Here is an 11,640-nt window from a genome sequence, read left to right as displayed (position 1 = left end):
CGGGGGCGGTCCGGGCTCGGACCGCCCCCGGGGCAGGGTGGATCACTCGGGTACGACGAACTGCCGGGTGCTGGTGGTGTCGTAGTTGACGCCGTTGTTCGTGGCGTGGTGGGCGCAGGTGACGGTGATCGTGCGGAACTGCGGCAGGACGCCGGTCACCGGGTTGACCGGGGACCAGAAGGTCACGTCGACGAGTGCCCCGCCGTTCTCCGAGTCGTAGTCCGTGGTGGAGTGGCCGTAGGCGTCGTTGGCGTAGCACCGGACGTTGATGTAGTCGGCGTCGACGCGGTTGTTGCCGGCGTTGGCGAACCGGGAGTAGGCGCGGACCTTGACGCCGCCGACCCGGTACGGCCACGAGCCCTCGTGGCCGTACTTCTCCAGATCGATGACGCCCTGCAGGGTGTAGGCCGGGGCGGGCGGGGTGCCGCCTCCCCCACCGGGCGGGGGCGGCTCCGATCCTCCGCCACAGCCGTCGTCACCGATCGGGCACGGCGGCTCGACCGGGATCGCCTGTGCCGGAGTGACCGCCATCGCGCTGGCCGCGAGGCCCGACGCGAGCGCGACGACGGCTCGTACGGTGCGTGCACGCACGGTGTTTCTCCTGTCGTGTGGGCGAGGAGACGCATCGCTCTGCGTCATCTTTCGAGAGCGAAACGTACTCAGCGCGTCGCCGGGGCGGCAATCAGGTCTTTGGATGCCACCCGCACCCGCTCGGAGAGGGGTGACCGTCATTGGGATCGTCTCGTACGCGCCGTGGCCGGTCCGATCCGCTGGGCGACCGACCGCGTGGCGTCCGACGCGTCGCGTGGCAACCTGTCGCATCCCTCGGGCAGGATGCAGGGCGTGCGCCGCCAACCCGACGACCAGCCGACCGGAGACCGCCGATGACCGACGACCAGCTCGANCCTTCTGGACCGCCGTCGCCCCGGGGAGCTACCTGCAACTCGACGACGTGGTGGTGACCCGGCGCGAGCTGCCCGACCGCGAGCCGGTGACCATCGCCGGCGTGGTCACCCAGGTGCGCGCCCGGCACGAGGGGGCGCAGTTCGACTCCGACGTCTTCGCCATCGCCGACGGCACGCTGCCCGCGCAGGTGCAGGAGGCGGCCGAGGTCACCACCACCCGGGTCGACCCGGAGTTCTACGTCCCGCCCACCCCGGGCGCGGTGGTGCACCGGGCCGAGGGCGACGCGCGGGCCCGCGCGCTGCACTTCGACCGGATGGAGCGACGGATCCCGATGGGGATGGGCCGCGACGGCGTGCCGGTCTACCTCAACGCCGACTTCCTCGACGGCACCCGGGGCGCGCACGTCTCGATCTCCGGCATCTCCGGCGTCGCGACCAAGACCAGCTTCGCCACGTTCCTGCTCTACTCGGTGTTCCGTTCCGGGGTGCTGGGCGGCGACGCGGTGAACGCCAAGGCGCTGATCTTCAACGTCAAGGGCGAGGATCTGCTCTTCCTCGACCACCCGAACAGCCGGCTCGACGACCCGACCCGCGCGGCGTACGCGAAGCTCGGTCTCGACGCCGGCGCGTTCCCGGACGTCCGGGTCTACGCCCCGCCCCGGGTCGGCGACTCCTCCGGCACGCCGGACGTGAGCAGCCGGCTCACCGGCGTGGACAGCTTCTACTGGACGCTGACCGAGTTCTGCGCCGACCGGCTCCTGCCCTACGTGTTCGCCGACGCCGACGACGAACGCCAGCAGTACACCATGGTGGTCCACTCGGTCGCCGCCCACCTGGCCCGCTACGCGCAGCCCGCCGACGGCGGGGTGAGCATCGACGGGGTGCGCCTCGGCTCCTACGCCGACCTGGTCGACCACGTCGTCGAGCAGCTCAACGACGACGAGACGCGGGGCGACTGGGCCGGCAGCGCGGTCGGGCTGGGCACGGTCAACGCGTTCGCCCGGCGGCTGATCGGCAGCAAGAAGGACCTGGGCCGGCTGATCCGCGGTGACCTGGCCACCCGGCGGCCACACTCGATCAACACCGCGGAGAGCGCCCAGGTCACCGTGGTCGACCTGCACAACCTGCCGGACCGCGCGCAGCGCTTCGTGGTCGGCGTGACGCTCAAGAGCGAGTTCGAGCGCAAGGAGAAGGCCGGCACCGCCAAGCCGTTGCTCTTCGTCGTGCTCGACGAGCTGAACAAGTACGCCCCGCGCGAGGGCTCCTCCCCGATCAAGGAGGTGCTGCTCGACATCGCCGAGCGGGGCCGCTCGCTGGGCGTGATCCTGGTCGGCGCGCAGCAGACCGCCAGCGAGGTGGAACGGCGGATCGTCACCAACTCGGCGATCCGGGTGGTCGGCCGGCTCGACCCGGCCGAGGCGTCCCGCCCGGAGTACGGCTTCCTCCCACCCGCCCAGCGGCAGCGGGCGCTGCTGGCCAAGCCGGGCACCATGTTCGTCAACCAGCCCGACATCCCGGTGCCGCTCTGCCTGGAGTTCCCGTTCCCCGCCTGGGCCACCCGGGTCTCCGAGGCGGGCCGCGCCCCGTCGGAGACGCTACGGTCGATCACCCAGGCGGCCGACCCGTTCGCGGTGGTCGGCTCCGGCTCCTCCGACGACGACATCCCGTTCTAGGGCGGCACCCAGCATGAAGATCCTGCACACCTCCGACTGGCACGTCGGCAAGGTCCTCAAGGGGCAGTCCCGCGCCGAGGAGCACACGCAGGTCCTCGCCCAGGTGATCGACATCGCCCGGGACGAGCGGCCCGACCTGGTGATCGTCGCCGGCGACCTCTACGACACGGCCGCGCCCACGCCGGAGGCGACCCGGCTGGTCACCCGGGCGCTGACCGCGTTGCGCCGCACCGGCGCCGACGTGGTGGTGATCGGCGGCAACCACGACAACGGCGCGGCGCTCGACGCGCTGCGGCCGTGGGCCGACGCCGCCGGGATCACGCTGCGCGGCAGCGTCCGGGAGAACCCGGCCGAGCACGTCGTCGACGGGGTGACCCGCGACGGTGAGCGCTGGCAGGTCGCCGCGCTGCCGTTCCTGTCCCAGCGCTACGCCGTGCGCGCGGTGGAGATGTACACGCTCACCCCGGCCGAGGCCAACCAGACCTACGCCGACCACCTCGGCCGGGTGCTCGCCAAACTGGCCGAGGGGTTCACCGAACCGGACCGGGTGCACCTGGTCACGGCCCACCTCACCGTGGTCGGGGCGAGCACCGGTGGCGGGGAACGCGACGCGCACACCGTGCTCGGCTACGCGGTGCCGGCCACCGTCTTCCCGGGCAACGCGCACTACGTGGCCCTGGGCCACCTGCACCGGTCCCAGCGGGTGATCGGCCCGTGCCCGATCCGCTACAGCGGTAGCCCGCTCGCGGTCGACTTCGGCGAGCAGGAGAACGTGGGCTCGGTGACCCTGGTGGAGGTGACCGCGACCACCGCCGCGCGTGTCCGGGAGGTGCCGGTGCCCGGCGCGGTGCCACTGCGCACGGTGCGCGGCACGCTCGCGCAGCTCGCCGAGATCGAGCCGCCGGACGGCTGGCTGCGCGTCTACGTCCGGGAGCAGCCCCGGGCCGGGCTGCGCGAGGAGGTGCAGGAGCTGCTGCCCCGGGCGTTGGAGATCCGGATCGACCCGGAGCTGGTGCCGGCGCCGGGCAGCGGCACCCGCACCGCCCAGCGGGCCGGCCGGTCGCCGCGTGAACTGTTCGCCGACTACCTGGGCAGCCGTGGGCACGCCGACGAGGACGTCCGGGAACTCTTCGACGAACTGCTCGAGGAGGTGGATCACTGATGCGGCCGATGCGGCTGGACATGGCCGGTTTCACCGTCTTCCGCGAGGAGACCACCGTCGACTTCACCGACGCCGACTTCTTCGCGCTGGTCGGGCCGACCGGCTCGGGCAAGTCCACGGTGCTCGACGCGATCTGCTTCGCGCTCTACGGCACGGTGCCGCGCTGGGGCGGGACGCGAGGGCTGGCGAACGCGCTGGCGCCGTCGGCCACCGAGGCGCGGGTCCGGCTGGTCTTCGAGTCGGCCGGTGACCGGTACGTCGCCACCCGGGTGGTCCGACGCGACGGGCGGGGCACGGTGAAGACGGCCAACGCCGGGCTCCAGCTCATGCCGCCCGGCTTCGACGTCACCAAGCTCGACACCGGGCTCAGCCCGGACGACCTGGGCGACGTGGTGGCCGGCACCCCGGCCGAGATGGAACGGGCGGTGCTGGACGCGGTCGGGCTGCCCTACGAGCAGTTCACCTCCTGCGTGGTGCTGCCCCAGGGGCAGTTCGCCGACTTCCTGCACGCCAAGCCGGCCACCCGCCAGCAGATCCTGGTCAACCTGCTCGGTCTCGGCGTCTACGAGGAGGTGCAGAAGAAGGCGGTCGAACGCGCCGGGCAGGCCGAGGCGAAGCTGGAGACCGTCGACAAGATGCTCGCCGGCCTCGCCGACGTCGACGACGACCGGCTGGCCGAGGCGCGGGGCCGGGTCGAGGCGGTGCGCGAGCTGGCCGGGGCGGTCGCGGCGGCCGTACCCGAACTGGAGCGGGCCCGGGCCACGGCGGGCGAGCGGGCCGCGGCGCTGGCCGCCCTCGACGCCGAGCTGGGTGTGCTCGCCTCGGTCCGGTCGCCGGACGGCACCGCGGAGCTGGCCCGGGCGGTGACCGCCGCCCGGGTGGCCGCGGACGAGGCGACCGCGACGGTCGCTCTGGCCGAGGAACGGGAGGAGAAGCTGCGCGGCGAGCTGGCGGCGGCCGGCGACGAGAGCACGCTGCGCCTGCACCTGCGGGCGTACGCCGACCGGGAGCGGTTGACCGGCGAGGCGGCGACGGTCCGCGCGGCGGTCGACGCGGCGCGGACCGAGCACGAGACGGCGGTCGCGGCGCTGGCGTCGGCGCGGGCCGACGCGGAACGGGCCGAGGTCGAGCTGGAGGCGGCGTTCCGGGCGCACGAGGAGGCGAAGGCCGCCGACCAGGCGATGGCGCTGCGGGCGCACCTGGTCGACGGCGCGCCCTGCCCGGTCTGCGAGCAGGTGGTGACGACCGTGCCGGCGGTGCCGACGGGCTCGGCGGTGACCCGGGCGATCGCGGCCGGCAAGGCGGCGCGGACGGCCAGCGAGGCCGCCAAGCGGGTGGTGACCGAGCGCGACGCCGCCGCCCGTGAGCTGGACCGGGTGCTGCTGCGCGCCCGGGCCGAGCACGACGGGCTCGGTGCGCGGCTGGCCGAGCTGGAGGGGCAGCTCGCCGACGCTCCCGCGCCGGACGCGTTGCGGGGGTCGCTGGCCGAGCACGCCCGGCTCCGCGCCGCGTTGGACGAGGCGGCGGGCGCGGTGCGGGCCGGTCGGGAGGCCGCCCGGCGGGCGCGGGGCACGCTCGACGGCGCGCAGGACCGGCTGCGCCGGGCGTGGCGTGACTTCGACGCGGCCCGGGACGGGCTGGCCCGGTTCGGGCCGCCGGCCGCCGACCGGGACGACGTGGCCGCGGCGTGGACGGCGCTCGCCGGCTGGGCGGGCGAGCAGGCCGACCGGCGCCGCGCCGACCGGGACGGGCTGGCCGCGTCGGTCGAGGAGGCGGAGCGGGCGGTGGCCGGGGCGGCCGAGGCGATCGGCGCGTTGTTCACCGCCGCCGGGCTGGATCCCCCGGACGACCCGCTACGCGACGTCGCGGTGGCGGTGGAGCGGGCCGAGGCGGAGCTACGCCGGCTGACCGAGCGCCGCGAGCAGGCCGCCGGGCTGCGCGAGCAGCGGGCCGGTCACGAACGCCAGGCGCGGGTGGCCCGCGCGCTCGCCGGGCACCTGCGGGCCAACAACTTCGAACGCTGGCTGCTCACCGAGGCGCTGGACCTGCTGGTCGACGGCGCGTCGCGGATCCTGCGGGAGCTGTCCGGCGGGCAGTACGACCTGATGCACGACAAGGGCGAGTTCTTCGTGGTCGACCACCACGACGCCGGGCTGCGACGCGGGGTGCGGACGCTGTCGGGCGGGGAGACGTTCCAGGCGTCGCTGGCGCTGGCGCTGGCGCTGTCGGAGCAGCTCGCCGGCATGTCGACGAGCGCGGCGAGCCTGGAGTCGATCGTGCTGGACGAGGGCTTCGGCACGCTGGACGCGGCGACGCTGGACACGGTCGCGGCCACGCTGGAGAACCTGGCCGCCCGGGGCGACCGGATGGTCGGCGTGGTCACCCACGTCCCGGCCCTGGCCGAGCGGATCCCGGTCCGCTACGAGGTCCGCAAGGACGCGCGAACGGCCCGCATCGAGCGGACCGGCCGGTGAGGGGCGTCGCGTGACCGGGCCGTCGCGAACGGGCGCGCGTTTCTTCGTCGACTCGTGGGACCCGGCGTACGGGGCGTCGTTCGAGGCGGCGGGCGGGGCCGGGCCGGCCGCGCCGAGCAGCGCCCAGGTGGACGCCGACGTCGAGGTGCCGGCCACCGACTGGCGGGCGATCGACGTCCGACGCGACGTGACCGCGCCGGACGTGGTGCTGCTGGTCGACGGGGTGCGCCGGATCGACGCCAGCGTCTGGACGGCCGAGGAGGACGGCGGCTCGTTCCCCGGCGTCGCCGCCTCGTACGCGGCCGGGGTGGTCCGCTGCGACCTGGACCGGGGCGCCGCCGAACTGGCCGGCGCCCGGGTCGGCCGGGGGCTGTTCACGGCCAGCCCGTCGGCGCAGGACGTGGTGGCCGGCACGGTCCGTTACCCGGTGCACCGGGTCTCCGGCACCGGCGAGCTGAGCAAGCTGCCGGCCGCCGTGCAGGCCCCGCTCACCGCGTTGGAGGTGGCCGTCTCCGACGCGGTGCGCACCGACGGCGACCTGCTGGTGGTGGACGGGCCGTTGCGCAGCCGACGGAACCTGCCGCGCACGCTCGGCTACATCAAGACCCAGCACAGCCAGTACCTGGACGCCCGGCTCACCGCCGTGGTGACCGGGCTGGCGTCGGGCCAGCGCTGCCCGGTGTTCCGGCTGGGCACCGCGTGGGGCGGCTGGTCGTGGTATCTGCGCCTGCCGGTGACCGCCGGGGCGCCCTGGGCGGGCATCGTGCGGATGGAGTGCTCGGCCGACCTGACCGTGCCGGAGGCGATCGCGCTGGCCGACCTGTCGCTGGTCACGCTCCCCCGGTTCGCGTCCACCCCGTACAAGGACCCGCGCGCCCCGCAGAACCTGGTGCCGATCGCCGGCCTGGAACGCCGGCTGCGCGGGATGCTCGGCGACGCGCGGCTGCTGCACCGGGTGCTCACCACGGCGGCGCGCGGGATCCGGCGCTGATGGGCCGGCGACGCGACACCGACCGCATGGCGACCGACGTCGACACCGGGCGGGCCGAGCTGGTGCCGGACCGCGACCGCCCGGGCTCCTGGACGCTGCTGCTGGACGGGGCCCCGCAGTCCCATGTGGACCTCGCCGACCCGACCCATCTGGAGTTCGAGTACGTCCGTCGGCTGGCGGCCGCGCTCGACCTGGTCGCGCCGCCCGGTGTTCCGCTGCGGGTGCTGCATTTGGGCGGCGGCGCGCTCACCCTGCCCCGGTACGTGCAGGCCACCCGGCCCGGGTCCACCCAGCGGGTGTCCGAGGTGGACGGCGCGCTGGTGGAGCTGGTCCGCCGGGAGCTGCCCTGGCCCGCCGACCCCCGGCTGCGGGTACGGGTGGCCGACGCCCGCGCCACGCTGGCGTCGAGCCGGGACGGCGCGTACGACGTGATCGTGGCGGACGTCTTCGCCGGCGCCCGCACCCCCGCGCACCTAACCTCGGTGGAGTACGCCGCCGAGGTGGCCCGGGTGCTGGCGCCGGACGGCTGCTACCTGGCGAACGTCGCCGACGGCCCGCCGCTGCGGCACGCCCGAGGGCAGGTCGCCACCGTGCGTACCGTGCTGCCCCGGGCCTGCCTGGTGGGCGACGCGGCGGTGCTGCGCGGCCGGCGGTACGGCAACCTGGTGCTGGTGGCGTCCCGGGTGGAGCCGCCGGTGCCGGAGCTGACCCGGCGCGCGGCCGGCGACTGGTTCCCCGGCCGGGTGGTCGCCGGCGCGGAGCTGGACCGGTTCGCCGGCGGCGTGCCGGTGGTCTCGGACGCGGACGCCGTCGACTCCACTCCACCGCCGCCGGGAATTTTTTCGGTCCGACGTTGATCCGTTCGGCGGGCCGCTGCGTATCACCGGGCGGCCATGCCCGTGGGGGGCCGGCTGACGTCATGGGACACCGGAGGTCTGCATGCATGCGGTGGCGGCCGGCTGGCACGGCGAGGTGGCGAGGCCCGAGTGGATGTTCGCCCGGGCGCAGCCACACTCGCGCGCGTCGCGTTCGACCCGGGGGGTCGACGCCCGTGGCGCCGATCGCCAGAATGACCCGGTGCCGCCGCGACCCGCTCCCGGACGCCATCAGGCGACCTCCGCCGAGGCCAGCCACTCCGACCAGCTGATCCGGTTGCTCTACGCGGAGCACGCCGGCCCGCTGCTGATGTTCGTGATGCGGCTGACCGGCGGGGACCGGCAACGCGCCGAGGACATCGTGCAGGAGACGCTGCTGCGGGCCTGGCGCAACGCGCACCGCCTCGGCGTGCAGGGCGGTCAGGGCTCGCTGCGGCCCTGGCTGGTGACGGTGGCCCGGCGGATCGCGATCGACGAGCACCGCAGCGAGCAGGCCCGGCCGGCGGAGACGTACGACCGGGACCTGACCGCGTTCGCCGAGGCGGACAGCACCGACCGGGTGCTGCGCACGATGACCGTGGCGGACGCGCTGCGTACGCTGAGCCAGTCGCACCGGGAGATCCTGGTGGCGACGTACTTCCGGGGTCGTACCGTGCCCGAGGCGGCGGAGGAGCTGGGCCTTCCGCTCGGCACCGCGAAGTCGCGGGTCTACTACGCGCTGCGCGCGCTGCGCACGGCTCTGCAGGAGAGGGGGGTGACGGAATGAGCCGGGCGGACCACATGGACGTCGCCGCGTACGCGCTCGGCGTGCTCGACGCGCAGGACGCGGAGCGGTTCGAGGAGCACCTGGCCACCTGCTGGGCGTGCGCGGCGGAACTGGAGACGATGGTCCCGGTGGTGGGGCTGCTCTCCGGCATCGACGGCGAGGCGATGGCCGCGCTGGAGCAGACCCACACCGATCCGGCGCTGCTGGACCGGACGCTCGTGGCGGTGCGGCGGGACCGCCGGCGTACCCGGGTTCGGCAGTGGCTGGCCACCGCCGCGGCCGTGGTGGTGTTCGGCGGCGTGAGCGCCGGCGCGGCGGGGGTGTTCTTCGACGATCCGGCGCCGGTGCGGCAGGCCGGGCCGACGCCGGTCGCGCCGACCGCGCCGTCGTCGCCGACCCCGGGGCCTTCGGGCGACGGCATCGGCGGCGACAAGGAGTTCGAGGGCGACCCGCACGAGGCGACCGACTCGGGCACCGGCGTGAAGACCACGATGTGGTTGGCGAAGAAGGAGTACGGCACGCAGATCAACGTGCTGCTCAGCCGACTGCCGGGGCCGCGCACCTGCCGGCTGCTGGTGGTGCGCAAGAACGCCACCAGCGAGGTGGTGGGCACCTGGTCGGTGCCGGGCGGTGGTTACGGCACCAACCAGAATCCGCTCTCGCTGGTGTTGAGCGCGTCCACCTCGGCCCCGCTCGGCGACATCGAGAAGGTCCAGGTGCAGTCGGTCGACGTCAACGGGGTGGCCAGCCCGCTGNCCCGCGCCGACGGCGCCGGGCGGCGAGACCGCCCGGCGCCGTCGTGTCGTCTCCGCCGGATGCCTTCGGGTGCCCCGCACGGGCGGCAGGGCGGAACGGTTCAACGGATCCACTGTGAAATGGACCACCCTTCTCGCTTCAACCTTGACAGCACCGCCGCCCGTACTACTGGGCGAACTGTCAGAAACGAGGAGGGCACGTGGCACACCACATGCGGACGACCGTCATCGTCGCGAGCGCGATGGTCGCACTTACGGCCTGCGCCCCCGCAGGCTACAACGGGGCGAACTCGGGCGCGGCCGAGCCGGTCGCCGTCGCCGCGGCCGAGCCCACCGCGGCGGCCGAACCGGAGGCGTCGGCCACCCCCGAGGCACCCGCCGCCGACCCGGCGCCCCCGTCCGACGTGAAGCTCACCGACGAACTGGTCGGCAAGAGCCTGCCCCGGATGGGCAAGGTGGTCACCGACCAGGACGGCTGGGTGCTGTACCGGTTCGACAAGGACACCGCGAACCCGCCGCAGTCCAACTGCGTGGGCAAGTGCGCCGACGTCTGGCCGCCGGCGCTGACCGACGGGAACCCGCAGCTCCAGGGCGTCTCCGACGACAAGGTCGGCACGGTCACCCGGCAGGACGGCACCCGCCAGATCACCATCGGCGGCTGGCCGGTCTACCGCTACATCGGGGACAAGAAGCCGGGCCAGTGGAAGGGCCAGGGCGTCGGCGGCACCTGGTTCGTCGTCGACCCGAACGGCAAGAAGAACCTGACCTGCCTGCCGACCGGCACGCCGAAGCCGGTCGCCCCGCCGGCAGCGGGTGACTCGGGCAGCTCGGGCGGCGGCTCGGACTACTCGTACTGACCGGTGCGGACCCGGTGACCGGCCGCCGCCGACGGCGGGGCCGGTCACCGTCGTGGACCCGGGAGGTGGGGCGCACCGGCATCGCCCCGCCTCCCGGCACGGGCACCCGCGGGNCCCCCCCGCCCGCCGCACGCTGCGTCCGCCGGTCGGTTACCGGCTGGCCGCCTCGGTGCGGGCGTTGACCTTCAGCCCGTACGACCCGTGCGCGCGGATCGCCGCCGGCACCTTCTGGTGGGCCACCCGCACCCCGGACGGACCGGCCACGCTGGCGCTGCGCCCGGCGGCCGGCGAGCTGCTCGCCGAGGGGTACGGTCCGGGCGCGGCCTGGGTGGTGGAGCGTGCCGACCGGGTGGCCGGGCTGCGCGACGACCTGACCGGGTTCGCCGCGCTGGCCGCCGCGCACCCGCTGGTGGCCCGGCTGGCCCACGAGCACCACGGGCTGCGGATGCCCGCCACCGGCCAGGTCTTCCCCCGCCTGCTGCGGGCCGTCTTCGAGCAGAAGGTCACCGGCAAGGAGGCCTACCGGGCGTACGCGGCGACCGTGCGGCACTTCCGCGAGCCGGCGCCGGGCCCGCTGCAACCGCTGCTGCTGCCGCCCGTTCCGGCCGCGGTGGCCGCCACCCCGTACTGGGTNCGACACGCTGCGCCGCGCCGCCGCCGTCGCGGACCGGCTGGAACGCTGCGCCGACGCCGCCGAGGCCACCCGCCGGCTCACCGCGATCCCCGGCATCGGGCCGTGGACCGCCGCCGAGGTGGTGCGGATCGCGTACGGCGACCCGGACGCGGTCAGCGTCGGCGACTACCACGTGCCGAACACGGTGGCCTGGGCGCTGGCCGGGGAGCCACGCGGCGACGACGCCCGGATGCTGGCGCTGCTGGCGCCGTTCGCCGGGCACCGGGGCCGGGTGTGCATGCTGCTGGAGGCCGCCGGCATCCAGGCACCGAAGTACGGCCCGCGCGCCCCGATCCGCTCCTTCGCCCGTTACTGAGCCACCAGCCGGCGCAGCGTCCGCCCCAGCCACCACGCGTACGCCCGCTGGAAGCCGCGGGTGACCGGCCCGGCGGCGCGCACGTACCAGAGCGCCGGCCGGCTGAACGCGGTCACCTCGAACCAGGTCCCGTCCGGGCGTCGGGTGACCAGGAACGCCTCCTCGCCTATTTCCGGGTGCCCGGGCAGCGTGC

At 75.0% G+C, this 11,640-nt stretch carries 8 protein-coding genes and 3 pseudogenes; 9 read left to right on the top strand and 2 right to left on the bottom strand.

Going from position 1 to position 11,640, the window contains the following annotated elements:
• Nucleotides 1–42: 42 nt before the first annotated feature.
• On the bottom strand, nucleotides 43–591 hold the full coding sequence (locus B1205_RS00885; protein WP_217809736.1) for a hypothetical protein: 549 nt from the start codon (nucleotides 589–591) through the stop codon (nucleotides 43–45).
• Nucleotides 592–907: 316 nt separating this feature from the next.
• On the opposite strand from B1205_RS00885, the pseudogene B1205_RS00880 reads away from it, so the two are divergent.
• From B1205_RS00880 to B1205_RS00840, 9 genes and pseudogenes are all read left to right on the top strand, one after another.
• Nucleotides 908–2,578, top strand: a pseudogene (locus B1205_RS00880) (ATP-binding protein); the annotation flags it as partial.
• 13 nt (nucleotides 2,579–2,591) lie between these two features.
• Nucleotides 2,592–3,740 (top strand): exonuclease SbcCD subunit D, encoded by a 1,149-nt coding sequence (locus B1205_RS00875; RefSeq protein ID WP_089153860.1) that lies wholly within the window; start codon nucleotides 2,592–2,594, stop codon nucleotides 3,738–3,740.
• The gene (locus B1205_RS00870) at nucleotides 3,740–6,214 is read left to right on the top strand and encodes an AAA family ATPase (RefSeq protein ID WP_089153859.1); all 2,475 of its coding nucleotides are present in this window, start codon (nucleotides 3,740–3,742) and stop codon (nucleotides 6,212–6,214) included. Before B1205_RS00875 ends, B1205_RS00870 begins: the two co-directional genes overlap by 1 nt.
• A gap of 10 nt (nucleotides 6,215–6,224) precedes the next feature.
• Entirely contained in the window at nucleotides 6,225–7,205 is a 981-nt protein-coding gene (locus tag B1205_RS00865) for a hypothetical protein (RefSeq protein ID WP_089153858.1), read from the top strand.
• Nucleotides 7,205–8,062 (top strand): spermidine synthase, encoded by an 858-nt coding sequence (locus B1205_RS00860; RefSeq protein WP_089153857.1) that lies wholly within the window; start codon nucleotides 7,205–7,207, stop codon nucleotides 8,060–8,062. Before B1205_RS00865 ends, B1205_RS00860 begins: the two co-directional genes overlap by 1 nt.
• Nucleotides 8,063–8,144: 82 nt before the next feature.
• Nucleotides 8,145–8,846: a sigma-70 family RNA polymerase sigma factor gene (locus tag B1205_RS00855; protein WP_089153856.1), complete on the top strand. Its 702-nt coding sequence runs from the start codon at nucleotides 8,145–8,147 to the stop codon at nucleotides 8,844–8,846.
• A pseudogene (locus tag B1205_RS33250) lies at nucleotides 8,843–8,911 on the top strand (hypothetical protein); the annotation flags it as partial. The gene B1205_RS00855 and the pseudogene B1205_RS33250, both read left to right, overlap by 4 nt.
• Before the next feature lie 890 nt (nucleotides 8,912–9,801).
• Nucleotides 9,802–10,458 (top strand): hypothetical protein, encoded by a 657-nt coding sequence (locus tag B1205_RS00845; protein ID WP_089153855.1) that lies wholly within the window; start codon nucleotides 9,802–9,804, stop codon nucleotides 10,456–10,458.
• A 133-nt stretch (nucleotides 10,459–10,591) separates the two neighbouring features.
• Nucleotides 10,592–11,447, top strand: a pseudogene (locus B1205_RS00840) (DNA-3-methyladenine glycosylase family protein).
• Here B1205_RS00840 and B1205_RS30565 read toward each other — a convergent pair.
• The coding region (locus B1205_RS30565; protein ID WP_254909608.1) for a DUF1990 family protein at nucleotides 11,441–11,640 on the bottom strand (200 nt) is incomplete at its 5' end. The pseudogene B1205_RS00840 and the gene B1205_RS30565 sit on opposite strands and share 7 nt — an antisense overlap.

It is taken from the genome of Micromonospora sp. NBS 11-29 (assembly GCF_002140155.1).
In the GTDB taxonomy this organism is placed as follows: Bacteria; Actinomycetota; Actinomycetes; order Mycobacteriales; family Micromonosporaceae; genus Micromonospora.
This window is presented reverse-complemented; position numbering and strand designations above follow the sequence as displayed.